Raw genomic sequence first — 26,236 nt, forward strand, 5'->3', positions numbered from 1 at the left:
TGTCAATGCGAACCTTGGTTGCTGTTTCATCCTTGACCCCTAAACTCTTTACGAAACATAGTAAAGTGCAAGAAATCCAAAGACCCTATGAAATCACAGCTACCTGACCGTTACGATCCCGAATCTGTAGAGCCCAAATGGATAAAAACTTGGGAAGAAAAAAAAACCTTTGCTCCTGACTCTTCTCGCAAAGAAACATTTTCGATCGTCATCCCTCCGCCAAACGTAACAGGGAATTTACACATTGGACATGCACTCAATCATACCATCCAAGACATCATCATTCGTATCGAACGTAAAAAAGGTAAAAATGTAGTTTGGGTTCCTGGAATGGACCACGCTGGGATTGCCACACAAGTGGTTGTGGAACGTGAGTTAGGAAAAGAAGGAAAGTCTAGAACTGATTTTACTCGTGAAGGGTTTATCGAAAAAGTTTGGGAATGGAAGGCGCATTCTGGTGGAATGATCGCCAAACAACAACGGTTACTCGGTGAATCAGTTGATTGGTCACGTGAGAGATTTACCTTTGATGAAGGACTTTCCAAAGCAGTCATCAAAGTATTCCGTAGTTTGTATGATGAAGGACTGATTTACCGTGGCGAACGAATCATCAACTGGTGCCCGGTTACGAAAACTGCCATCTCTGACATTGAAGTCGAGTATAAAGAAAAACAAGGCAAACTCTATCATATCAAATATCCTAAAGCCGAATTTAAATCGAAAGATCCAAAAACTCTTAACAAAGGGGAATACATTGTTGTGGCAACAACAAGACCCGAAACGATGTTTGGTGACGTGGCTGTTTGTGCTCATCCAGATGACGCGCGTTATACTAATCTAAAAGATAAATTTGTATTTTTACCAATTGCGGGAAAAGAGATTCCCGTTTTGTTTGATTCCTTTGTAGATAAAGAATTTGGATCAGGGCTTGTGAAAATCACTCCGGCCCATGACATCAATGACTATGAAGCGGGCCTTCGTTTGAAACTCACTCCACTCAACATTATGAACTTGGATGGAACTTTAAACGAACATACAGGTAAATACAATGGACTCGACCGGTTCGAAGCTCGCAAACGAGTTGTGGAAGAACTCGAAACGAATGGTTATATTGAAAAAATAGAAACTCATATCCATAGTGTGGGACACAACCAAAGAGGGGGAGCGGTCATCGAACCGTTGTTATCGACTCAGTGGTTTGTAAAAATTGAATCTCTTGCAAAACCTGCTATTGAAGTGGTGAAATCTGGAAAGGTTCAATTCCAACCAAAGATGTGGGAAAAAACATACTTTGAGTGGATGGAAAATATTCGCGATTGGTGTATTTCTCGCCAACTTTGGTGGGGTCACAGAATTCCTGCTTATTATGCACCAAACGGTGAGATGGTGGTCGCTGAATCCGTCGAGGAAGCGGTATCTCTATTTTCTAAAAAAGGAATTTCAGTAACCAAAGAAACCATCAAACAAGATGAAGATGTTTTGGACACTTGGTTCTCTTCAGGACTTTGGCCTTTTACTGTATTTGGTTGGCCTGAAAATTCAACCGAACTCAAACAATACTATCCTACTTCTGTGCTGGTGACTGGATTTGATATCATCTTCTTCTGGGTCGCTCGGATGATTATGAACGGTCTTAAATTTATGGGAGATGTTCCTTTCCATAAGGTTCTCATCCATGGCCTTGTTCGTGATAAAGATGGTAAGAAGTTTAGTAAGTCCCTTGGAAACGTAGTAGATCCTTTGGATATGATGACTAAATACGGAACCGATTCGTTTCGATTTTTTCTCGCAGCTGTTTTGCCGGAAGGAAAGGACATTCTTTTCGACGAATCACGGTTAGACGGATACAGGTCTTTTTGTAATAAAATTTGGAACTCAAGCCGGTTTATTTTTATGAACTTACCGGAAGAGTTCACAACCAAAGAACCAGAACTCAATTCTTTAGAAGACACTGACCTTTGGATTTTGAATGAGTTTGATCGGATGCTTAGTAAGTATGAAAAAGCCTACGCCGGTTATCTCTTTTTCGAAATGGCAAATGCTGTGTATGATTTTGTTTGGGGATCTTTCTGCGATTGGTATTTGGAATTAACCAAAGCTCGTGTTTATGGCAACGTAACACCAGAATCGCAAGAGAAAGCTCGCCTTGTTCTTGTTAGTGTTTTGAAAAAATCACTCGGACTATTACATCCGTTTATGCCTTTTATCACAGAAGAAATTCATTCATTACTAGAACAGACAGAACTTGCGAAAACAGAATTTCCAAAACCGTATGGAGTTTCTGATTCCGCACCGGCTGTGGTTCGAATGGAGCTCGTACGTGAGATCATCACAAAGATTCGAAACATGCGTGCAGAACTCGGAGTCAAACCTGAGAAAAAATGTAAGGTCATCATCAAGTGTAGCCATAAAGAATTAAAAGAAATGATGGAAAGAGAAATCAAATCCATCCTCCAACTTTCCAAAGCAGAAAGTTTGGAATTTTTAGATTCTTATGAGGCAAAAAATACAGATTCCGTAGGTGCTTTTTCCATCGGAGAAATTTTTCTTCCTTTGGAAGGTATTTTTGATTTTGAAAAAGAAAAACAACGACTGGAAAAAGAGAAAAAACAAATCCAATTGGAAATGGAAAAGTTGGAAAATAAAATCAACAATCCATCTTTCTTAGAAAAAGCAAAACCTGATGTGGTAGAAAAAGAAAGAGAAAAGTATAATACTTGGAAAGAGAAACTAGATAGTACGGTAAGGGCTTTAGAAAAAATTGGATCATAAATTTAAAGTTTTACTCATTGGAAGTGGCGGAAGAGAACATGCGTTAGCGGATGCTATCTCTAAATCAAAATCATTGGAATCTCTGAAAGTATTTCCGGGGAACGGTGGTTTCTCAAAAGATTTATTATTGGATGCAAATCATATATCCATCACCGATAAATCAAAGTTTTTTGATTATATAAAATCTTCTGGAACAAACCTGGTTGTGGTTGGCCCAGAAGATCCGCTAGTTAACGGACTTTCTGATTGGTGTGCTGAAATAGGTATCCCTTGTTTTGGACCTTCTGCTTATTGTGCCCAAGTGGAAGGTAGCAAACATTTTGCCAAAGAAATGATGAAACGAGCCAAAGTTCCTACGGCTTCTTTTGCTGTATTTACGGATCATGAATCGGCTTGGAGTTATGCCCAAAAAGAAATTTTACCTTTGGTTGTCAAAGCAGATGGCCTTGCTGCTGGAAAGGGTGTCACAGTTGCTTTCGAAATGAAAGAGGTGAAACAAGCATTAGATGAAATCTTTTTAGAATCAAAGTTTGGGGAAAGTGGTAACAAGGTAGTTTTGGAATCCTTTTTAGAAGGAGAAGAAGCATCACTTTTTGTCATCACAGACGGGGAAAGGTATATGTGCCTTCCTGCAGCTCAAGACCACAAACGTGCTTATGATGGAGACATCGGGCCAAACACTGGCGGAATGGGTGCGTATGCGCCAGCACCGATTGTTACGGATACGGTACTTACAAAAGTTAAGGAACAAGTCATCGAGCCAATGTTAGCTGAATTTAATTCGGCCGGCCATCCTTACAAAGGGCTTCTTTATGTTGGTCTTATGATTACCAAAGAAGGAAATCCAAATGTAGTGGAATTTAACTGTCGGTTTGGAGATCCAGAAACCCAGTGTGTGCTGCGTTTGTTAGATGAAGATATTTTACCGATTTTTTATGCATCGGCAATGGGCAATCTCCCTGAGAGAAATCTAAAATTAAAAGAGGGATCATCGGCAGTTGTCGTACTTGCTGCCAAAGGGTATCCCGATTCTCCGCAGAAAGGAATGCTTTTGGAGATTCCATCTAACGAGGGAAATGTGGTGGTCTACCATGCAGGAACCAAACGCCAAGAAAGCCAAGTTTCGGCAAATGGTGGGCGAATTCTTGGAATCACTTCCTTTGGAAGTTCCTTAAAAGATGCAATTAATGATTGTTATGCGTTTTTAACAAAAATCAAAGCACCTGATACGTTTTATAGAAAAGATATAGGACGGCGCGCTCTCTAATGCCATTTAGTATCTCTGGAAATTTTAAAATTTGTGAACGTACCAACCTTCGCAATTTTGAAAAACATCTAGGGATCATTTTGTCCGAGAACCAAACCCAACTCCAACAACATTTGATGATTCGCCGTGCTTTGCAAAACTTGAGTGGATCTGTTAGTGTGCTTTCGGGACTCAGCCGTCAGGAGTTGTTATCTTTTATTTTTATCCTCACTCAATTTGGTGATATCATTCGTTCGGAAACTCCACCAGAATACCTGCAATTGGAATCCATTCCTTATGTGATTGAATGGTCAAAGGGCCATTATATGATTCCGATGGAAATTTTGGAACATTTGGCTCATGAAAGGATATTCAAAGACCAAGGTTATTTGTTTGCACTGATTCCAGCCTTATCCATCAAAGAAAAAAAATCTTGGATTCGTTGGATCGGTGTGGATTTTGAAAAGGGTGGAGACCGAGATTTAAATTTTGAAATTTATTCCCAGTGTCGTGTTTTGCAAAAACCTTTTCTTGGTAAATCGCTTGTCCAAGAATCAGAAATTCGTTTGGAACAAATTTGGCCACGCGGCAAAAACGAATACATCGATTGGTTTTATAAAGGTCTTTCTACTTTTTATTATTCTATGGAAGAGATGAGTAGAAAAGAAAAAGATCCTTTTTTACTCCATGTCATTGAACTCATTAAGTCAGGTAAATTCATACTCAAACGTTTACCTGATACATACGGAAAAGAATCAAGTTACTCTCTTGTAGGAACTGTGGAAGGAAACACTCCACAACTCAGAGAAACCATATTCCAATGGGAAGTGGAACGACTTCGTAAAGATTCTCTATTTTAAACTTCCACTTCGGATTTACGCATTATGGATAGATCACTAAAAGAATTAAAAAAACAAACATCAGAAATGATTGAGACTTTCCAAACCTATTGGACAGCGCAAAATTTTCAGGAAGACTACGACCGTTTATCCTCACTCATTGAAAAAGCAAACGATCCAAAAATATGGGATTCACCTGACCAAGCAAAAACAATCACTCAAAAACGAAACGAGTTACAACTAAAGTTAGATCCTTGGTTGGATTTAAAAAAGGAACTGATTGATTTTCCTGATTTGATTGAACTTACATCCGAAGAAATGGGTGAGGCGGGATTAAAATCTTTAAACGATGATTTTGATCGAATGTTTGAGACGTTTGAAAACTTGCAAATCTTAGATGCACTTGCCGGTAAAGATGATGGCAAAGCAGCTTTTATCAATATCCATCCCGGTGCCGGTGGTACCGAATCTCAAGACTGGGCTGATATGTTACTGCGAATGTACACAAGGTTTTGTGAACAAAAAGGGTATCGTGCGGAACTTGTGGATTACCAACCGGGAGAAACTGCAGGCATCAAGAATGCTACACTCTACATCCAAGGGGATCATCCTTTTGGTTATTTAAAATGTGAATCCGGTGTACACCGTTTGGTTCGTATCTCTCCTTTTGATTCCAATAAAAGAAGACATACTTCCTTTGCTTCAGTTTATGTAACGCCGGAAGTCGATGATGACATCCAAGTGAACATCGAAGAAAAAGACCTTCGTGTGGATGTGTATCGCTCTTCTGGTGCTGGGGGACAACACGTAAACACAACAGACTCTGCTGTGCGAATTACACATATCCCTACAGGAGTTGTCGTTTCTTGTCAGATGGAAAGATCCCAAATCAAAAACCGTGATACTGCGATGAAGATGCTTCGTGCTCGTTTGTATGAAATGGAAAAACAAAAAGCCGAAGAAGAAAACGCTAAAAAAGCCGGTGAAAAACGTGATATCTCTTGGGGATCACAAATTCGAAGTTATGTGTTTCATCCATACAATTTAGTAAAAGACCATAGAACTGATTTTGAAACAGGAAACGTTCATGCCGTGATGGATGGAGACTTGGAAGATTTTATCATTGCTTATTTAAAATACCTGACAAACCAAAAGGCAAACGCGAAAGTATAACCAAATGTCTGTAAAACAGGATATTTCCGGTACTTTAAGGAAAATCCAAAAAGAAATTCAACAACTTCCGAATATTACGGATCGATTGAATTTCATTTTGGACATGACTCTAACTTTGTTTGGAGCTTCTACCGGTAGTATTTCAATTATGGATCAGGAAGAAAAAGTCCTCACCATTGTGGCTGCCAAAGGGATGGATTGGGAAAAGAAAATCGCCGCCAAACTTCCATTTAACTTGGGTGTGACTGGTCGCGCTGCCTCCACCAGAGAAATTATTTACGTTCCTGATGTAACTTTAGATAAAGACTATGTAAAACTCATCGAAACCGTTCGTTCTGAACTTGCTATTCCTCTTGTTACAAGAGATTCCACCATTGGAGTTTTGAACTTAGAATCGGATAAGGTAAATTTTTTCTCACCTGACATTATCAACCAGGCCACATTATTTGCATCTCAGTTAACAATTGTTATTTTAGAAGAACGAATTGCTAAAGAAGCTTTTGAAAAATCCAAACGAGAAGAAGATCCAGTTGAAGAAATTCTTGGTTATGATCCTAGTATTTTATTTTTAAAACATAGAATTCGGCAAGTGGGCCCTTCTGATACATCGGTGATGATCATTGGCGAGGAAGGTGCTGGAAAAAATTTAATCGCTAAGGCCTTACATTATATCTCCCAAAGAAAGAACGGCCCATTTTTTACTGTTGATTGTTCTGGTCTTAGTTATGAATTATTAGAAGCAGAACTTTTCGGTGCTCAAAGTGGAAAAATATTCAATCCAGGAAAGTTGGAACAAGCCAACGGTGGATCATTATACATTGAATCTATTGGCGATTTACCATCAAATTTACAAACAAGATTATTTCATACCTTAAGGGATAAAACAATGCCAAATCCTTCTGCCAAAAAGAAGGACGAAGTTTTAAATATCAGAATTTTTACAGGTAGCAAAAGAGATTTATTAGAAGATATTCAGAAAGAAACTTTTTCGATGGATTTGTATTATCGCCTAGCAGAAGTTCCGTTACGTGTCTCACCGTTACGCGAACGAAGAGGGGATGTCCCACTTCTCGCACATCACTTTTTATATCAATACAACAAACAATATGGAAGAAACAAAACGTTTTCGACAGATGCTTTAAGAGCTCTCACGGGTATGCCCTGGAGTGGAAATGTAAGACAATTACAAAGTGTCATTCAATATGCTGTGCTTGTCCCGCCAGAAACGGTACTAGAACCTCATTCCTTTTCGCAAGATGGGAAACGTGACACTGAGGTTCCAACAAAGGTTCAGAGTTTTGGTGTTGGTACAGAGATTCTTTCTCCTTCGGAAAATTTATCTCTCAATATCGCCATTGAACGATTGGAGGCAATTTGGATTAAAGAGGCCTTCCAACGAGTTTCCACTCAAGAAGAGGCAGCCAAACTTCTAGGAATTAGCCGAGGTTCTTTGCAATATAAGATCAAAAATAACCAATTTCTGGACGGATTCAACACCTAAAGTCAGAAAAGAATGGATAGATTGGCCTCATCTGTCGATATGATTACTAAGGAGCTTTCACGTGGCAGATAGTTATTACCGTACCATCAGTGGTAAACAATATGATAATGAATTGTTAGAAATTGCTGAAAAAGCCACCAAACGTAGCAAAGCTCCCATTGGTAAAAACGTCGCCAAGACCTTATTTGATGCCATTAAAGATGGCGGTGATTATACAGATGTAGAAAAACGGACTGTAAAATACATTCGAGACAATTTTAAGTTTAGCCCTGAAGCTGATGAATACCTTCGTTCGGAAATTCGTAAGTGGGCAGCAAAAATTTCTGTTCCTGCTGCAAAGAAAAAATCTTCAACTAAGGCTTCTGCAAAAAAAGAAACTACTACAAAACGAAGTTCTGCTCGTTCTTCTAAGTCTTCGGTGGAAGGATTCACACCTTATACCGACAGTTATGAGTTTGGTGAAACATCTCATGACGAAATAGCTCCTACACCTGAATACAATGAACTAGTTGCTCTAAATAAATTTCAAATCACACCAAAACAAAATCGACTTGGAAGAATTATTTTACTCAGTTTGATATTCGTATTTTTTATAGTTCTCATCATTTTTGGAATCCGTAGTTGCAATCGAAGTTCGAAATCCTCAGAAAACATAAACCAAGAAACAAATGTTTCTTCGGAATCAACAGGATCACGATCTTTGGAACGAGTGGAATTATCGCAAGGTAAGGTATCTAGCCGGTTTGAATCCAGAGCTTCGGCCATCCGTTATATCAATGATTTACAAATTCGTTTTATCAAACAAAGTATGCAAACAGAAGATAGTGCGAATGATAAAATTGCAACTCTAGCAGAAGCATTAAAAGCATATCCAGGTGTTCGGATTCGAGTGAAAGGCCATACTTGTTTTATTGGTGAAATGGATGAAAATAAAATTTTATCTGATGAACGTGCGAAATTTATCTTTGATGAACTAGTAAAAAATGGTGTCAGCGCGACACAACTCGACTATCGTGGGTTTGGTGAAACAGCAGAAATAGAATCTAATTCTACAGAAGCTGGTCGAATCAAAAATAGACGGGTGGATTTTACAGTTTTATCTGTTAAAGAATAGTTACATTCTTTACAACAGTCGATAGAGAGACTTAGTGAGCATCCGTTTGGTGGACTGAACGGAGGCGTACAATCCTTCATACAATAACAAAGATTTTTTTGCCACAGCTAACCTGGGATTTTCTTTTTCTTCCAAAGTTAAGTTGTCATCATAACCTTCTGTGATGGTTAAAATCACTCTTTGGATTCCTAAACTTAAAATTTCGTTCAAACCTTTTTTCCCAGATACTTGTTCGTCGATTGCATCCATTTGTTTGATGTCTTCCGAAAAGGTTTTGGGATTGATTTGGTTTCTTTTGATTTGGTTGTATATCCGTTCTGATACTGTAAGTCCTCGTTTGACAGTGGACACAAAGTCTAATAAACTTTCAGTTGTGGATTTAATTTCTGAAACCAATTGTTTTCGATCGAAAAAAGAATTTTCTGTTTTTAATTGAGATTGGATTTGGTTTCGAACAGATTGTACTAAATTGGTTTGGATTTTAATTTCGTTTTCATTACTCGCAAACTCTTTTTCAAAAAGGGAATGAGAAATTCCCTCTAGTTTGGCACCAAACTTAGTGAGGTTTGTCCAAGGATTTTCTTTCGCATGGTCTTCGAACCATTTTTTAAAGATTAACATCTTTTCATTAGTGATATAAGTTTCACCCAAGTTTCCAGTGACTTTTTTTTGAGGTAAGGCGAACAGTTGTTTGTAATTGTGTTTTTCGCGGCGAAACTTTCTGGATTCTAAATAGTTCAATCGTTCTTCGAGGACTGCTCCCTTGGAATGGGCAAGACCTTTGGTAAAACTCAAATCTTGGCCTACTAAATATATGGACTTTGCCCCCATTAGAGTGGCTAGGCTTGCCGCATTGGTAGATACGGAACCTCCAAAAGGAACGGATCCAATTTCACTAATACCAGTTCTTTCTAGTAGACCAATCAAAGGAAAAGGGGAAGAGGTCACAAAACCCTTGTTTGGCCCTTTGTCTAATCGTAAACTCAAATAGGTAGACGTAGGATCAAAAATGAGAATCCCATTCCCGGTATAATCTTCTAGGTATTGGCTGTTTAGAGCTTGCGGGTCGACAGAAAAAATCAAATCAGGATCAACACCAAAAGAGGTGAGGATGGGAAGGGCTGTATCCACGGCGAGAAGAAGAAATTGGTTTCTATACTTTCTGAGTTCCGGTATGGATTCGGAAAGACTCGGGCCTGCACCACAAACCACAATAGAGATTCCTTCTGCGATTCCAAATAGAACCGACACGGGCCGAAACTTAGATAGTTCAGGAAGGTTATAACAAATATTTTTGGCCCAGATTTTTTCAAACCGAGTGAGGGTGGCAAGGTTCACATCTTTTTTATGGAACATCTGTTCGGCGGTATAACGAAGTTTTATATAATCCGATTCTCTCCATTGCCAAGCCCCCCGATGAGGAACAAAACTAATAGGATGTGTACCCTTCCCTTTGACTGCATCGGAAAGTTGTTCTTCCATTCCCTCGCCAGTGATAATTACAAGTTTTCCTTCTAACAATGGTTTGGAAAAATCAAAAATTTGAAATGCCTCACTGATAAAAAAAGTATGTGGTTCCATCCAAATGATGGTTACTTTTTCTCTTTCTATAAGGTATGGAATGATATATCCAAGACCTGCACCAAACAATAAATAAATGCGTTCACTCCCGTCATGAGGAAGTTCGGTCGCAAATCGTTCGGCTTCTTTTTTAGGATCAAACCGGCTATGGATCCAAACTCCATCTAGTTCTAAAGTAGGATCTCCGACTTTTGATTTTGTCAGTTGGTAACTGGGATTGATTTCCGAATCGAATGTATTTGCCTTTGGGGATTGGTTTCCTGAATTTTGAATGAGTTCCGCTAACTGAGATGGTAAAGCAGCCAGATTTTTTTCCAGATACGAATGGTTCACTTATGGTTCCAAAACAATTTTGATCGCGGTATTGGGTGAAAGCGGAGATCCTGCTTTCGGTTCTTGTGATTTGACAAATCCAGATCCTTCCAATTTATATTCTTGTTGTAGCTGTTTTACAATTTGAATGGTTTCGGATGCTGTAAATCCAGTTAAGTCTGGCATGACTCTCGGATCTAGTTTGTAGATTTTGTTTCTTTCACCTTTTAAGCGGTAAACAAGGGCCTTCTCACTTTTTTCAACAATCGGGATGATGCTTTCCACCACCTCACGAAAGACAGGTGCTGCAATCCCACCTCCAGTATGAGCTTCTCCACCAGGTTCATCAAAAACAATGAGACCCACATACTTAGGTTTGTCGGCAGGGAAAAATCCAAGAAAACTCGCAGTAAAAAGACCAGCTTGGTAACCGGCACCTGCTTTTGCTTTTTGTGAAGTCCCCGTTTTTCCCGCGATAAAGTAGTTCTCTAAATAGGCTTTTTTCCCTGTTCCTTGAGAGACTGCTTTACCCATCGCGTTTAAGGTTTTTTTGGCAGCCCCTTCTTTGATTCCTAGTAATTCGTTTTTGATTGAAAACTCATGCACCAGTTCGCCATACGAATTGGTGACCTGAGAAACTACGGATGGTTCAAACAAAATTCCCCCGTTCACAACAGCAGCAGCTGCGGAAATGAGTTGGATGGGTGTGACAGAAAGTCCTTGGCCTATAGATAAAAAGTAGGGTGTACTTTTATTCCATTTATTTAAAGGAGGTAAATATCCTTTGGCTTCATGAATGGAAAAATTGGTTCGTTTTCCGAACTTAAATTTTTCCATATAATTATAGTAAGTTGCTTCATCAATTTTTTGTGCAGCTTTGATGATACCTACGTTACACGAGTATTGTAAAATTTCATCCAAATTGACATGACCATGATTGTCAGTACAACGAATTGTGGTTCTTCCAATTTCAATATAACCTGGACAATGGAACCTTTCCCCTGGTAGGATTTTTCCTTCGTTGAGTAACATAAGTGCAATGAAGATTTTCATCGTAGAACCTGGTTCATACACGTGGCGGATGGACCAATTGGTATGAGATTCCAATGGAAAATCTTGGAAATGGTTGGGATCAAAACTAGGAAAAGATGCCATCGCTAAAATTTTTCCCGTTTCTGTATCCATAATCATTCCAATCCCACGTTTGGATGCGGTTTGGATAAAAGCTTTTTGTAATGATTTTTCTAATCGGTATTGAATGATACTATCGATTGTTAGATGGACATTATTTCCTTTGCTAGATTCGGCATCGGGAGTGGATAACAATTCCAAATTGAATAACATCTCAAGGCCAGAGAGTGCTTTGTCATCATCATAACCAGTAAAACCAAGTAAACTCGCGGCCAAACTACCTTGTGGATATATTCGTTTGTATTCTTTTTCCACACGAACACCCGGAAGAGACAAAGCTTTTATTTTTTCCGCTTTGGTAAGTTCGATTTCTCTTTTTAATAAAAAGTAATTTTGTTTTTCTCTTATCGTTTCAATGAGTTTGTTGGGTGTGACCCCAAGTATGGGGCCTAACTCCTGTGCGGTGAGTTCGGGATCATAAATGTTTGTCGGATCAATCCCCACTGTTGCCGACTCACGAGAGATGGCAAGTTCAATGCCACGTCTATCAAAGATGGTTCCCCGTTGGACATATTTACTCGATTTCAGATTGATGATATTATCATTAAAATAGGTAAGATAAATTACTCGAAAGAGTAAAATTACGAATAAAGAGAGTATAAAAAGAATGATATACTTAAAACGTTGTTTGTATTCGGTCATCGTCAGAAATAAAAGATTACTTTGCCTTTGATTTTTTCAACAGGCACAAGTCCAAACGAACGTGAGTCCGTTGAATACTGTCTGTTGTCACCCAGAAGAAGATAATAACCAGGGGGAATTCTCCCTTGTCTGTCCATCGCAAGAAATGGCGAGTTGTGGCGATTGATAAAAATGGATGTACTCGGTTCGCTTGTATAAGTTCCTTTGGGAAGATAGTTTTCTAATAACTCAGTGGAGTCGATTAACACTCGTCCGGCTTCGATGGAATAAAATTCTCCTGGCAAACCTATCACTCGTTTGACGACAAGTTCATCCTCTTGGCTAACAAATAAAACCAAATCCAATTTATCAATTTTGGGATCTGTATAAAGAAGTTCTGTTCCAAAGAATTTGGCAGAAATGGCAAATCCACCTTTCCAAACAAAAACCACAGATCCGTGTTCCAGGGTGGGATACATGGAATTTCCTTGGATGGAATAAATTTGGAATAAAAAGATACGCACAAATAAGAGGAAACAGAGAAAGAAAAAGATCAAAATGCTACGCCGAGTGTAACGTTTGAATTTGGCCCACAGGCGGGAGACTTTAGTTTCTGTTTCCATATCCATCAAAAAACGATAAAAATCATTCGTGCATTTTTCCCCTTTCTCAAAAATGGAAAAGGAACTTTCCGTAAATCTGAAGCCTAGAGAAGTCTATGTCACTTACAAAATATCAATTCCGAGCACAGTTTCGTTGTACGAACGACTCCTGTGGCAAAACCTATCCCCTCCACCAAGTGATTTATTCCTGCGAATCTTGTGGGGAACTTTTAAATGTCGAACATGATATAGACAGTCTCAAACAAGTTTCGGCAAAAGAATGGAAATCGGAATTTGAAACTAGGTTCCGTTCCAGCCAATTTCCGAATGCTTCTGGAGTTTGGGGGAAAAAGGAATGGGTTCTCCCTGGAATTCAGGATGAAAATATCATCACTTCGGGAGAAGGAACCTCTCATTTATATGATGCTTCACGATTTGCCAAGGACTTGGGCCTCGGAAGTCTTCATGTCAAACAGTGTGGGGTTTCTCATACTGGCTCTTTTAAAGATTTAGGAATGACGGTTCTTGTAAGCCAAGTCAACCAAATGATCGCGGACGGTGTGCCCATCCAAGCGGTAGCTTGTGCTTCCACTGGTGATACTTCTGCAGCTCTTGCATCCTATGCAGCGAAAGCAGGAATTCCTTCCATTATTCTTTTACCAGCAAACAAGGTATCAACGGCCCAACTCATCCAACCGGTGTCCAATGGGGCGCTTGTTTTGGCGTTAGAAACAGACTTTGATGGTTGTATGGCAGTGGTGAAAGAACTCACCAAAGAAAAATCAATTTATCTAGCAAACTCAATGAATTCGCTGCGAATCGAAGGTCAAAAAACAATTTCAATTGAGATCACACAACAGTTAGGCTGGAAGGTTCCAGATTGGATTGTCATTCCTGGTGGAAACCTAGGAAATGTTTCTGCTCTCGGAATGGGATTTGAAATGTTGTTGGAACTTGGACTGATTGATAAATTACCAAGAATTATTTTAGCTCAGGCGAAAAACGCAAGCCCACTGTATGAATCGTATAAGAAAGGTTTTGCAGAATTTGCACCTGTGACAGCCGAAAAAACTTTAGCCTCTGCGATCCAAATCGGAGATCCAGTTTCTGTGAAAAAAGCCATTCGTGTTTTAAAGAAATTCAACGGTGTTGTGGAAGTGGCAACGGAAGAAGAGTTGGCCAATGCGGCCGCTCGCGGTGATTTGTACGGACTTTACAACGACCCTCATACCGGTGTGGCTCTTGCTGCACTTTTGAAATCTTTGGATTCCGGTGTGGTGAAAAAAGGTGAATCAGTGGTTGTGATTTCTACTGCCAATGGCCTAAAATTTACCGAGTTCAAATTGGCCTACCATGAAGGGAAAATCCCTAACATTGACGAGAAACTGAGGAACCGAATCCAATCTTGTAAACCGAACCTTAGCGGAGTGATGGAAATCCTAGGCAAACAACTTAAGAAACCATAAATCGCTAGACAAATCCCCTACATGTTGGCAAATTTTTTCAGTTTACCGGTATGTCCCAAGAGATCCAACTAACTTCCCAGTTTTGTACCACGGTAGATCGTGCCGTGGTTCAGGGGAAAAAGATATCCATGATCACTTATGTGATGGGGGATATTGGGGAAGCCAAACTGAAATACATTCTGTATCGAATTTTGGGTTCCCTTGGCCGTGAAGATTTGATGGAACTTTTTTACACTGCCGCCAAGGAACTCATCGTCAATTCCACCAAAGCGGCGATCAAACGAATCATCTTTGAAGAACTCAAACTCAACATTCAAAATTTACAAGATTATGAAGAGGGGATGAAACTCTTTAAAACCAGTCTCAATGAAAGGAAATTTCCTAATTATAAAAAGAAAATGCGGGAAATGGGACTGTTTGTTAAGATCACGTGCATCTATCAAAAAGACAAAATCCATCTAGAAATCAGAAATAATTTTCCATTATTGCCCATCGAGGCCGAACGAGTAAAAGAAAAGTTTATTAATGCGAAAAAGTATGATAATCTATTCGAGTTCTTTATGGAACACGGAGATAATACGGAAGGAGCGGGAATGGGAATCACAATGGTAGAAATATTATTGTCCCAATCTGGTTTTGATCGTCGATTGCTCTCTATATATTCATCAGAAAGAAAAAAGGAAACAATAGCGCGAGTGGAAGTCAATTTAAGTGAGATACCAAAATCGAATGAGACCCACGAACAGTTGTTTGTAGAATAATGTCCGAATTAAGCTCAAAAGCAGACCAACTCAAAAGACAAGCAGACCTAATTGGTCTAACAAGAGAAGCCGTGTTTACGGACGAACAAGCCAAGGAAGTTTTACAAGGTAAAATTACCGATGGTTATCTAGTAAAAATTAAAATCGATCTGGACAGTTTGAACGGAATGGTTCTCATTCTTGTGTCCTCTATTCGTAAACATGTAATGGAACTTTATGCCGTAGTAGGGACTTCACCAACCTTTCGACGAATTCGTACCTTCGCAGATCATGTTCAAATTTCAACTGACTTAGGTGATATTGGAAAAACCGGCGGATATGATCCTGCTATATCTGAAAATATTGGGCGTGCTGTCCACAGAGCGTTCACCAAAGAGAAGTTAGAGGAACTACTTCCCCTTTGGCAAAAAAAAGACCCTTCCCATATCTCTGAACTTTTGGAAATGCCAATCCTCGCTGCAACCAAAGGAAGAAATATAAAACTCCAAGCAGAAGTGGATAAACTTTCTACAGCAAAGTTTCGTTATGAAAATCCTATGAAAGGTGTAATCCTTCCGATTCCTAAACCAGATGATGAAACTCCAACCGCGAAAGATGCTTCTGTCCCGGGAGTTTCCACCGAACCAACCAGAGGTGAACTTTCTCCACTGGATCGTCAAATTGCTCAATACCGAACTGCCTTCCCTAAAGAACTAAATATGAAAACGGTCATTTCACCTATCAATGGTGTGGAGTTTGATAATTTAATGGAAGGGATGGAGATTTTATTTCGGGTACCAACGGAAACCCCGGAAGGTTTAACCAATGCAGAAATTCTCGGACTCATTGATGAGGAAGGAAAAATAAAAAAAGATCCAGTGGTCGGAAAGTTTCTCGGAATTGCGGGAAATAAAACAGAATACCATATCTTTGCCGAAGGCCCAAATCAATACTTATTACATTCAGTAGAAGAACATCCTGTAAAGGTTGCCATTCCTAAACCAACAGGTATGACAAACTCAACAAACAAAGGTGCAGCGAGCCAAGGTGCTAAGAAAAAAACGGGGAATGCTCAGGCCCAAGAATCAAAATCATCAGGCAGCAACTTGTTTATGTTAATGGGTGCCTTTGTGACGCTTGTACTTTTTGGGGTTTTGATTTTTGTGATGGTGATCTTATAATAGATCACCCGGCCACTACAATATTGACGAGTTTTCCCTTCACATAGATTTCTTTTTTGATCTCTTTGCCTTCCCAAAATGGTTTTGCTTTTTCTACGGCTTTGGCAAGATTCAAAACTTCTTTTTCTTCTATGTCACGAGGGGCAAGGAACTCTCCTCGCATCTTTCCATTCACTTGCACCACAATGGTTATATTGGCATCTACTAAATACTTCTCTTCCCATTTCGGATAAGGATGGTAAGCTAGCGATTCTTTATAACCAAGTTTGGCCCAAAGTTCCTCTGCTAAATGGGGAGCAAAAGGAGAAAGTGCGAGAACAAAAGGTTCCAATACTTTTTTAGGTTTTCTTGGATTACTTGTGAACTCATTGATGAAGATCATCATTTGCGATACGGCTGTGTTGAATGAGAAGTGATCGATATCGTCTTTTACTTTTTTAATCGTACGATGAAGGGTTTTAAGTTCTGCTTCATTTGGTTCGATATCTTCTACAAAGAAAGATTCGTTTTCACCAGAATGAAAGAGTCTCCAAACTCGATTTAAAAATCGAAAGACTCCATCCACTCCGTTTTTACTCCAAGGTTTGGACATTTCAAACGGACCCATAAACATTTCAAAAAGTCGGAGTGTGTCAGCTCCAAATTCGGAAACCACATCATCTGGATTGACAACGTTTCCACGGGACTTTGACATTTTTCCTTTGTCTTCTCCAAGAATGAGACCTTGGTGGACTAATTTTTGGAAAGGTTCTGGGGAAGAAACATGGCCTAAATCAAAAAGAATTTTGTGCCAAAATCTAGAGTATAACAAGTGCAATACGGCGTGTTCTGCCCCACCCACATAAACTTCCACAGGCATCCAAGCCTTTTCAAGTTCAGGATCAATGAGTTTCTCGTTGTTTCTTGGATCGATATAACGGAGATAATAATAACAAGAACCTGCCCACTGCGGCATGGTATTGGTTTCTCTTTTTCCCACTTCACCTGTTTCAGGATCTGTATAAACAAGCCAATCTTTTGCTAAGGCAAGAGGAGATTCACCAGTACCCGAAGGTTTGAATTCTTCTAAGTCAGGTAATACTAAAGGAAGTTCTGATTCAGAGAGGGCTTTCGGAGTTCCATCAGCAAAGTGAACGAGTGGAATGGGTTCTCCCCAATACCTTTGTCTAGCAAAAAGCCAATCTCTGAGTTTGAATTGGATTTTTTTGCGACCAATTCCTTTTCCTTCGGCCCAAGTGGACATTGTTTGGAAGGCGTCTTTATAAGATTTACCATCTAACTTAACTTCTGCGGAAGAAGAGTTGATACAAACAGAGTCTTTCGAATCAAAAGCAAGGTTTGGTTCCATTTTTCCATCGATCACTTGTTTGATCGGAAGTTGGAACTTCACGGCAAAGTCATAGTCTCTTTGGTCATGAGCAGGAACGGCCATAATGGCACCAGTTCCGTAGGAGATTAAAACATAATCGGAAATATAAATCGGAACTTGTATAGAGGAATCTGTTGGCAAACTGGCATAAGATCCTGTAAAAACCCCGGTTTTATCTTTATTCAGTTCGGTTCGTTCCAAATCACTTTTTAAAGAACAATCTTTTTGGTATTTTTCGACTGCGGATTTTTGTTCTGCAGTGGTGAGTTCTTTTACCAAAGGATGTTCTGGAGCAAGGACAAGGTAAGTAGCACCAAAAATGGTATCAGGTCTTGTTGTATAAACGGTGATGTCTTTGGAAACGCGCGGAACGTGGAAACTCAGTTCCAATCCTTCTGATTTCCCAATCCAATTTCTTTGCATCTCTAAGGTAGAGGTAGGCCATTCACAAAGGGAAAGGTCATTTAATAGTCGTTCGGCGTAGGATGTGATGCGCATCATGTATTGGCGCATGGGTTTTCTTTCTACAGAATACCCTTTGGAGGTCCATTCTTCCACTTCTTCGTTGGCAAGAACGGTTCCGAGTGCTTCGCACCAGTTGACTGGGATATTGGCTTCGTAAACCAATCGGAAATGGGATAAAATATCTTCTTTTTCTTTGCGAGATTTGGACTTCCAATCAGCCGCAGAGAACTGCACACCTTTCGGAAGTTCTTTTCCTTCAAAAAAACTAGATCCTTCTCTTTCGAAGGTTTTGATCAGTTCTACAATGGGGACTGCTTTGTTTTGTTTTCTGTCAAAATAGGAATTGTAGATTTGCAAAAAAATCCACTGGGTCCAACGGTAATAATCAGGATGTGTTGTGGAGATTTCTCTTTCCCAGTCGTAAGAAAGGCCAAGGCTTTTGATTTGGCGACGGAATGTATCAATATTGTTTTTTGTTGTGGTGCGAGGGTGGACACCGGTCGTCATCGCATATCGTTCTGCGGGTAAACCAAATGCGTCCCATCCCATGGGATGGAGGACTTCAAATCCTTCCATTCGTTTGAGTCGTGAAATGATGTCAGTGGCTGTATATCCCTCAGGATGGCCTACGTGAAGGCCAGCGCCACTTGGGTAAGGAAACATGTCTAAACAATAGTATTTAGGTTTGGTTGAATGGGCGTTTGTGCGAAAGGTCTGGTGGTCGTCCCAGTGTTTTTGCCATTTTTGTTCAATATCTTGGAATGGATAATTCATCGACTAACGTAGAGAAAGTGTAGTAATTCTACTTTCTCACGGAGTCGATGATTTTTACAAGCTTTTTGAAACTCTTGGACAAACAAACTTTGCAGAGATTGTATTGAAAGAGGTTAGTGACGGATCCACATTCCGCACAAGGTTTAAGATTGTTAATTTTCACATTCATAAAGTCTGCATTTTTTATCTGTGTATTGCATTCGAGCATTCTATATTTACCTGTATGAGTCCGCTTATCGACAGTGCTGTTCATAACTCCCAAAATTCTCCCCAAAAGGGGAGAGGGGAAACACTACGATGAAGTTACTTTATATGAAACAAGCCCTTTGGGGTCAAAAAAAATTAGGATGTACGCCCAAAAAGATAAGTAAAAATTTGTCAGAATTTTTTCGAATCGGTGCAATATAGTTGGAACGAAAATGAAAATTAAAAAAATTATAACTGTTATGGAAAAAATTAAAAAATCGTTGTTAGGCGGTTTTTTTTCTAATAAATGCCCGTTATTAGTCATGTCTTTTTTGTTAGGTGATAAAATCTTTGGGGGAAAAACCTAGTGTTGGAATTTAAAAATGTGTTTAAGTCATTTCACAATGAATCAGAAACGATTGATGTGTTGAAAAATATTTCATTTCGCATTGAAACGGGTGAATTTGTAGCGATTATAGGCCCGTCTGGCTCAGGTAAGTCAACACTTCTTGGTGTAGCGGCCGGTCTAGATAAACCAGATACTGGGGTTGTGGCACTCGATGGAATTGATATCACAAAGGAAAATGAATCTAATTTAGCTGATTTACGTGCAGATAAGATTGGATTTATCTTTCAAAACTTCCAATTACTCCCTGGTCTCAATGCCATTGAGAATGTCGGGATTCCATTGTATTTAAAATCATCAATGACGGAAGGAGAGATTCTAAAAAAATCAGAAAAAATTTTAGAATCAGTGGCTATGGCTCACAGAGCTACTCACTTCCCAAAACAATTGTCAGGTGGTGAAGAACAAAGGATTGCCATTGCAAGAAGTTTTGTGAACGATCCAAAAATTATTTTTGCAGATGAACCCACTGCCAATTTAGATTTTAAAAATAGCAAAACGGTTTTAGATCTTTTGTTGTATAGAAACAAAGAACAAGGAACCACTCTTGTTGTTGTCACTCATGATCCGGATGTGGCAAAACTGGCAGATCGTGTTTTGGAAATGAAAGATGGGGAAATTATTTCGGATTCTAGGAATAAAAAGAAACCAGGTGCCGGTTCTTCTAAAAAACAAACCATAAAAAAGACCACCAAACAAAAGAATACGAACATTACTTCTAAGCAGGCGCGTCGATGAAAGTTTCTTTATTTCGTTTTTACCTAAAACGTGAGCTTTTTTCTCGTTTTAGGTATTCACTCCTCATTGTAGTCTCCATTACTCTTGGTGTGGGTTCTGTGATTGGAATCCATTCTTACAAAGACAATACGGCAAATGCTATCAAAAGAGAGGCAAAATCGATTATGGGGGCCGATATTGCCCTCCAATCTCCCCAAGAAATCACAAAAACAGCTGAAAAATTGGTAGAAACGAGCCTTCCTAATGGATCTGAAACCAGTGCTTCCATCCAATTTTTATCCATGATTTCCAATGAATCGGGGGAAGAAAACTCCCTTAGTTTTATCAAAGCGGTCGAAACCAATTACCCTTTTTACGGGGAAATGAAGACAGAACCAGAGTCCGCATATCATAATTTAAAACCAAACCAAGTATTACTCGATAAATCACTCGTAGAAAACTTAAAACTAAAAATCGGCGACCGTGTGCGATTGGGTGATAGTTTGCTAGTGTTAGCTGGTGTTGTGGTGAAGGAACCAGGTGCAGTGGGTTCCTTTGTGGGATCGGCTCCCGGTTCCATCATTTTAAGAGATACCGCAAATAGTACGGGGCTCGTGCAACGAGGAAGTCGGATTCGTTATACCATTTATGCGAAATTTCCAGATACTGTAGACAGTTTGGGTTGGAAGGACAAAGAGTTTGAAGCCCTGATCAAAGAAGATTTAACCATCTATCACAATACAGAAGTCAATTCCGGCTCCCAACAATTTATCAAAAACACATTCGATTATATGGCACTCCTGGCTCTTGCAGGTTTTTTCTTAGGTGCCATATCTGTTTATACAGCCGTTCGAACCAGGTTATTGGAAAAACGAAATGAAATTGCAATTCTTATGTGCCTTGGTGCCAAACCAAATGTGATTTTACTTTTGGTTTTTGCAGAAATATTCATTTTATCAATACTAGGAACCACACTTGGTCTTGTCCTTGGTTATGGGATCCAATCGGTATTACCTGATATCAGTGGTCTGATGTCAGTAGAAACTGGTATTGCCTTTGGCCTTTCTTTTTCTTCTCTGCTATGGAGTTTGGTGCTTGGAGTTCTGTTACCACTTCTTATCTCCATTCCCCTTGTTTTAGAAACAAGATCTGTCAAACCACTGGCAGCTTTAAAAGAAGTAGAATCACAAACCAGTGGAAAACTTTCCACATCCAAATGGCAATTTGGATCCTTTCTTTTGATTTATGTTTTGTTTACCAGTCTTGCTGTTCTCGAAACTGAAAGTATCTTTAAAGGAATCCTCTTTACATTGGTTTTGTTAACCTTGCCAGTTCTAGTGTACGGATTGTACATTTTACTTGGACTTCTCATTACAAAAATATCGAAACTAGGATGGTTGTCCAAAGAATGGAGCCTTGTGACAAAAAAAGTCACTCGTAAGTCGGGAGCACTTAGGCTTTCTATCATTGGTCTTGGATCCGCACTGTTCATCCTCACCTTATCACTCATCTTACAGGAAAGTTTACTCGAACTGAGTGGGGCCCGTGAAATTGAACGTAGACCCAATATGTTTCTTCTCGACATCCGAGAAACACAGAAAGATGACCTACTAACGGCCATTAAATCCTTTCCTGTGGATAAACAGTTTTTAGCTCCTGTGATTGGGGCAAGGTTATCCAAAGTCAATGGAGAACCCATTAAAAAAGAAGATACGATCAAAAATGCAATGGATCGGAATTGGCGTGCTACCGCAAGAACCCGGGAATACTTTTTATCTTATCGGGACGAGTTGTATGATACGGAAGAGGTGACCAAAGGTTCCTGGTGGGACAATGCGGGGCGCAATGAAATTTCCGTGGAAAGGGATTTTGCAGGGTATTTGCAGGCGGGAGTGGGTGATGAACTCACCTTCAATGTCCAAGGCCGGGAAGTTTCTGGAAAAATCACCAATTTACGTTCAGTGAACTGGGCGGATATGAAACCAAACTTTGTGGTTTTATTTTCCAAAGGAATTTTGGAGAAAGCCCCACGGTTTTATATCGTATCCTTACTCATTGATTCTGGGGAAAGCAGATACCAACTACAAAAGGTCATCGTAAATCAGTTTCCGAATATCACAGTGATTGATACGGAAAAAACCATCCAAGCCTTTATGGGTATTTTGGAAAAGGTCACACAGATGATGGCCCTGATGACCGCTTTTATTTTAGCCGCTTCTTTTGTTCTCGTTTTTACAACGTTATACGCCAGCCAATCCGAAAGAAAACGGGAGTTTGCCCTTTTACGAGTGATTGGCGCCAATAGTCGTTTTATGGTAAAACATTTCCTCAGGGAAGCATTGCTTGTTTCAGTGATTTCGTTTTTACTCGGACTGATTTATGCCGTTGTATCCAATGAAGTTTTGAATCGGCTGGTTTTGGAGTTAAGAAGTGTTTATCCTTACAGACAACTGAGTTTGGTGTTTTTAGGAATTTGTCTAGTGACTGTGAGTTTGTATGCGTTTGGACTTTTTAGTTTCTTTCGAATGCCAACGAAGACGGTCTTAAAGGAAATCAAATAGAGAGAAGAAATTGTTTCTGAATCAGATCTTTTTTATATATGAGTTCTTTTGTAATACAAAGATGAGAATTTAAATTAAAAAAGGTTTTTCTTTCTGCTTAAAAACAAAAAAGCCCGGGTAACATACCGGGCTTTCTCATTGAAAGAGATGTTTTCGGGATTATTGTGCTACCGAAATAACCTCATCTCGGTTGATTACGTTAACAATATGTTTGTATTCAGGAGAATCCTTTCCATATTTTAACTCAGTGGCACGTAATAAGTGAACGTTCTTTTTGTAACGATACTTGAAGAGCATATCATCTGGACCTTTTGTCTTTTTGATCATGTTTTCTTCGAAGCTATATGCACTTGCAAGATACTTGTGAGCAGGATATTCTTTCTCGTTATCATCGATTTCGATGTAAAGTTCAAGAATTGGGATGGTTTGAGGAAGATTTTGTAAGTCATACTCAGCCATTACCCATGAACGATAAACATCAGAAAGAAGTCTTTTAAACTCAGGTCTTTCTCTTAAATCAGGGTTTTTAATTTCATCAAGGTGATTGATCGCTTTAGAGAAGTAGTTGAGAGCGTCTTGTTTCGCTTTCATTTTTTCACGGTAAACAACTCGTTCTTCTCTAGATTTACGATCAACTTTTTGCCAGTACCATTTTTCATCTAAGCGTTTTTTCTCAGCTTCTTCTTTGCGGTACTGTTCCACCCAATCTCTATTTTTCATAACGGTGTTAACACCGGATTGGTAGTTGGAAAGAGCCAATCGGAATTGGTTGTTTGCGAAAGTTTTAGAAAGTTGGTGTAACTCTTGGAAAGTTTTGTTATACCCTTTATAGTCTGGGTTTTTCCAAAGAGATTCTTGTTCCATAATTTCTTTCTTTCTCTTTTTTTGGTCTTCGGTAAGTTCCGCATCGTCATTCTCAGGAACGAGTTCGCCTTTGAGAAGTTCGTCGACTTGGTCTTTAGCCGCTTGGCTATCTTGAGCGTTCGCAGGCTGAGTTTGTGCGAATAGCACACTAAAGCCGGACACCAGTTGGAGAATAAGGAGATACTTAATAATCTTCATAGTCGTGTGACCCTTTTGTCTCTTTCAATATTTTGAAGGAATAGGTTTATCTATTTCTTCAATGAAAGTATCGGAATGGCAAGAGTCAATAATAACGAATTAAAGAGGAAAAAAACCTAATTGTGAACTTTTTCTTCCGATTCTCTTTGGTTTAAAGGGACATAAGTCCTGATTCGCCTAAAAAATCTCATTCCTTGACAGCTTAGAGAATTCGAGAAGATTGCTCCTTGGAGATGAATTTATCCGAAATTACTGCCATCCGGGACGGAAATCCACAGTGCAAAACCTGTGGCGGGGTTGGAATTACCTTAGCGGAACATGTTCGCGGCTCGCGTTCTGGCGCTCTTGTCCTCTGTCATTGTATTGGAAGTGACTGTAACACTTGTGAGTCGAAGGGGCAAGCCCCTTACATGACCTTTGATAGAAAGTTAGACAAAATGCTCCCTTGTGTTTGTCATAATGCAAGGTTTTCCCTCCGAAACCTTGAAAATTTGGTCGAAAAGGCCAACATTCCTGCCAGGTACCGTTTCCAATTTTTATCCAATATTGACATTGGAGATACAGTCAACGATCCCGATATGACCTTTATTGTAGCTCACGACTGGGCAAACGAACTCGTTCATAATTTTAAAAACGCTGATTTTTCGCCGCAAGGGTTTTATCTTTGGGGTGGGACAGGATCTGGGAAAACCTTACTTGCTTGTGTGATTTTGAACGAACTCATCTTTCGATTTGGTATTACTTGTAAGTATGCAAAAGTCAATAAAGACTTTTTGTCGGCCATTCGTGATACTTATCAATCCGATAGCGAAACCCATGGACAAGAACGTTCCATCGAAAGGGAATTTGCAAACGTAGATGTACTTGTGATTGATGACTTCGGTGTCCAAAAAGAATCCGAATTCAACAATCGAAAGTTATACGATCTGATTGATAGCCGTTATGAACAAGAAAAACTCACTCTTCTCACATCCAATCATTCGCTAGTCGAGTGGAGAGATCGTGGGCAAGGTCGCCTTTATTCCCGGCTCATGGAAATGACCAAAGAAATTGAACTCAAATGTCCCGATTATCGCACTAAGTTTGTAAAGAGGTAAGATTATGAAATATTCCAACATTGCCTTTTTGTCTCTGGGTTCCAACATCGGTGACAGACACCATTTTATGGACCAGGCAATTTGGGAAATTTCTACCTTACCAGAAGTGCAAATTTTACAGCAATCGGAACGGTTGGAAACGGCCCCACTGGAAAATACAAACCAACCATACTTTCTAAACCAAATTTTAAAAGTGATGGTATCTTCTGCTTTCACACTTCCTTGTTTACTCGATTCCCTCCAAGCCATTGAAGACAAACTCGGCCGTAAACGTAGATCTTGGAAAGGTCCTAGAGAAATTGATATCGATATCCTTACTTATGAAGCTGTCGTGATGAAAACAGATTTTTTACACCTGCCTCACCATTCGCTTTATTCAAGACCATTCATCAAACAGCTATTAACTGATATGGGAGAAATTGGAGTGTATGCACTCTTTTTGGAACTAAACCATGAAAAACATTATTCTACAGTATAAAAAAAAATACGATGCAGGTGATCCCATCTCTGTCATCACTTGTTACGATTATACCTTTGCGACACTTTTTAACAGAACAGAAGTGGATTGCCTCCTTGTGGGTGATTCTCTCGGAATGGTGATCCAAGGAAATCATTCCACACTACCTGTTACTTTAGATGAAATCATCTATCATACAAAAGCGGTTTGTAAGGGAGCTCCTGACAAAACCATTGTTGCCGATTTGCCATTTTTATCTTACCAAACATCCATTGAAGACGGGATTCGTTCTGCAGGCCGTGTGCTCAAAGAAACCAATGCCTCTTGTGTGAAACTGGAAGGAGATTCTGACTTTATCATCGAACTGACAAAAAGGATGACGGAATCAGGAATTCCTGTGTTTGCTCATTTGGGTCTCACTCCACAATCGGTTCACACTCTTGGTGGCCACCGTGTCCAAGGAAAAACGGAAGCCGCACGTTCCAAAATGGTTCGTAAATCCAGAGAACTTGCCGAAGCAGGCGCTTTTGCCTTGTTACTCGAGATGGTTCCCGAATCTCTCGGAAAAGAAATCACAGAATCCATTCGCATTCCTACAATTGGGATTGGAGCTGGAAAGTACACTTCGGGCCAGGTGCTTGTGATGCAGGATTTACTGGGCCTCAATGAAGACTTTCATCCTAAGTTTTTGAAGAAGTTTGGAAATCTTAGCGGGGCGGTAAAGGATGCAGTGAATTTGTACCACCGCGAAGTTACGAAACGTGAGTATCCGTCGGATGCCCACGTTTTTTCAGATACTTAAA

Annotated in this window: 19 protein-coding genes; 14 read left to right on the plus strand and 5 right to left on the minus strand. The window is 39.6% G+C overall.

Features of this window, described 5'->3' with window-relative positions; genetic code table 11:
- The first annotated feature begins 87 nt into the window (after positions 1-87).
- The 6 genes from EHQ24_RS12680 to EHQ24_RS12705 all read left to right on the plus strand — a co-directional run bounded on the left by EHQ24_RS12680 (position 88) and on the right by EHQ24_RS12705 (position 8,645).
- Entirely contained in the window at positions 88-2,772 is a 2,685-nt protein-coding gene (locus EHQ24_RS12680; protein WP_135601960.1) for a valine--tRNA ligase, read from the plus strand.
- Positions 2,762-4,039 (plus strand): phosphoribosylamine--glycine ligase, encoded by a 1,278-nt coding sequence (gene purD / locus EHQ24_RS12685; RefSeq protein ID WP_135601961.1) that lies wholly within the window; start codon positions 2,762-2,764, stop codon positions 4,037-4,039. The genes EHQ24_RS12680 and purD overlap by 11 nt, the downstream gene beginning before the upstream one ends.
- Positions 4,039-4,878 (plus strand): hypothetical protein, encoded by an 840-nt coding sequence (locus EHQ24_RS12690; RefSeq protein ID WP_135601962.1) that lies wholly within the window; start codon positions 4,039-4,041, stop codon positions 4,876-4,878. The genes purD and EHQ24_RS12690 overlap by 1 nt, the downstream gene beginning before the upstream one ends.
- Before the next feature lie 24 nt (positions 4,879-4,902).
- Positions 4,903-6,030 (plus strand): peptide chain release factor 2, encoded by a 1,128-nt coding sequence (gene prfB, locus EHQ24_RS12695; RefSeq protein WP_135601963.1) that lies wholly within the window; start codon positions 4,903-4,905, stop codon positions 6,028-6,030.
- A gap of 4 nt (positions 6,031-6,034) precedes the next feature.
- Positions 6,035-7,531, plus strand: a complete 1,497-nt coding sequence (locus tag EHQ24_RS12700) for a sigma 54-interacting transcriptional regulator (protein WP_135601964.1) — start codon at positions 6,035-6,037, stop codon at positions 7,529-7,531.
- A 61-nt stretch (positions 7,532-7,592) separates the two neighbouring features.
- On the plus strand, positions 7,593-8,645 hold the full coding sequence (locus tag EHQ24_RS12705; RefSeq protein WP_135601965.1) for an OmpA family protein: 1,053 nt from the start codon (positions 7,593-7,595) through the stop codon (positions 8,643-8,645).
- A 9-nt stretch (positions 8,646-8,654) separates the two neighbouring features.
- Here the strand turns inward: EHQ24_RS12705 and EHQ24_RS12710 are convergent, their stop codons facing one another.
- The 3 genes from EHQ24_RS12710 to lepB are packed head-to-tail and all read right to left on the minus strand — an operon-like array spanning position 8,655 to position 12,979.
- Positions 8,655-10,559, minus strand: a complete 1,905-nt coding sequence (locus EHQ24_RS12710) for a motility associated factor glycosyltransferase family protein (RefSeq protein ID WP_135601966.1) — start codon at positions 10,557-10,559, stop codon at positions 8,655-8,657.
- Positions 10,560-12,371 carry a penicillin-binding protein gene (locus tag EHQ24_RS12715; RefSeq protein WP_135601967.1) on the minus strand — a complete coding sequence of 604 codons (1,812 nt, stop codon included), beginning with the start codon at positions 12,369-12,371 and terminating at the stop codon, positions 10,560-10,562.
- A 2-nt stretch (positions 12,372-12,373) separates the two neighbouring features.
- Positions 12,374-12,979 carry a signal peptidase I gene (gene lepB, locus EHQ24_RS12720; protein WP_135602465.1) on the minus strand — a complete coding sequence of 202 codons (606 nt, stop codon included), beginning with the start codon at positions 12,977-12,979 and terminating at the stop codon, positions 12,374-12,376.
- Positions 12,980-13,068: 89 nt separating this feature from the next.
- Between lepB and thrC the strand changes: the two genes are divergently transcribed.
- Genes thrC through EHQ24_RS12735 form a run of 3 tightly spaced genes read left to right on the plus strand, consistent with a single transcriptional unit; the run spans position 13,069 to position 16,339 of the window.
- Positions 13,069-14,418 carry a threonine synthase gene (gene thrC / locus EHQ24_RS12725; protein WP_135601968.1) on the plus strand — a complete coding sequence of 450 codons (1,350 nt, stop codon included), beginning with the start codon at positions 13,069-13,071 and terminating at the stop codon, positions 14,416-14,418.
- 50 nt (positions 14,419-14,468) lie between these two features.
- On the plus strand, positions 14,469-15,179 hold the full coding sequence (locus EHQ24_RS12730; protein ID WP_135601969.1) for a hypothetical protein: 711 nt from the start codon (positions 14,469-14,471) through the stop codon (positions 15,177-15,179).
- Entirely contained in the window at positions 15,179-16,339 is a 1,161-nt protein-coding gene (locus EHQ24_RS12735; RefSeq protein ID WP_135601970.1) for an LIC10486 family protein, read from the plus strand. Before EHQ24_RS12730 ends, EHQ24_RS12735 begins: the two co-directional genes overlap by 1 nt.
- A 4-nt stretch (positions 16,340-16,343) precedes the next feature.
- On the opposite strand, the gene leuS is transcribed toward EHQ24_RS12735, so the two are convergent.
- The gene (gene leuS / locus EHQ24_RS12740) at positions 16,344-18,947 is read right to left on the minus strand and encodes a leucine--tRNA ligase (RefSeq protein ID WP_135601971.1); all 2,604 of its coding nucleotides are present in this window, start codon (positions 18,945-18,947) and stop codon (positions 16,344-16,346) included.
- 553 nt (positions 18,948-19,500) lie between these two features.
- Between leuS and EHQ24_RS12745 the strand changes: the two genes are divergently transcribed.
- Together EHQ24_RS12745 and EHQ24_RS12750 are read left to right on the plus strand one after the other, a co-directional pair.
- Positions 19,501-20,277: an ABC transporter ATP-binding protein gene (locus tag EHQ24_RS12745; RefSeq protein WP_135601972.1), complete on the plus strand. Its 777-nt coding sequence runs from the start codon at positions 19,501-19,503 to the stop codon at positions 20,275-20,277.
- Positions 20,274-22,817, plus strand: a complete 2,544-nt coding sequence (locus EHQ24_RS12750; RefSeq protein WP_135601973.1) for an ABC transporter permease — start codon at positions 20,274-20,276, stop codon at positions 22,815-22,817. The genes EHQ24_RS12745 and EHQ24_RS12750 overlap by 4 nt, the downstream gene beginning before the upstream one ends.
- Before the next feature lie 159 nt (positions 22,818-22,976).
- On the opposite strand, the gene fcpA is transcribed toward EHQ24_RS12750, so the two are convergent.
- On the minus strand, positions 22,977-23,879 hold the full coding sequence (gene fcpA, locus EHQ24_RS12755) for a flagellar coiling protein FcpA (protein WP_135601974.1): 903 nt from the start codon (positions 23,877-23,879) through the stop codon (positions 22,977-22,979).
- A gap of 233 nt (positions 23,880-24,112) precedes the next feature.
- Between fcpA and EHQ24_RS12760 the strand changes: the two genes are divergently transcribed.
- Genes EHQ24_RS12760 through panB form a run of 3 tightly spaced genes read left to right on the plus strand, consistent with a single transcriptional unit; the run spans position 24,113 to position 26,235 of the window.
- Entirely contained in the window at positions 24,113-24,976 is an 864-nt protein-coding gene (locus EHQ24_RS12760) for an ATP-binding protein (RefSeq protein ID WP_167483078.1), read from the plus strand.
- Positions 24,977-24,980: 4 nt separating this feature from the next.
- Positions 24,981-25,454: a 2-amino-4-hydroxy-6-hydroxymethyldihydropteridine diphosphokinase gene (gene folK / locus EHQ24_RS12765; RefSeq protein ID WP_135601976.1), complete on the plus strand. Its 474-nt coding sequence runs from the start codon at positions 24,981-24,983 to the stop codon at positions 25,452-25,454.
- Positions 25,429-26,235: a 3-methyl-2-oxobutanoate hydroxymethyltransferase gene (panB, locus tag EHQ24_RS12770; protein WP_135601977.1), complete on the plus strand. Its 807-nt coding sequence runs from the start codon at positions 25,429-25,431 to the stop codon at positions 26,233-26,235. The genes folK and panB overlap by 26 nt, the downstream gene beginning before the upstream one ends.
- Position 26,236 lies beyond the last annotated feature (1 nt).

Origin of the sequence: Leptospira noumeaensis (genome assembly GCF_004770765.1) — a bacterium.
Lineage (GTDB): Bacteria > Spirochaetota > Leptospiria > Leptospirales > Leptospiraceae > Leptospira_A > Leptospira_A noumeaensis.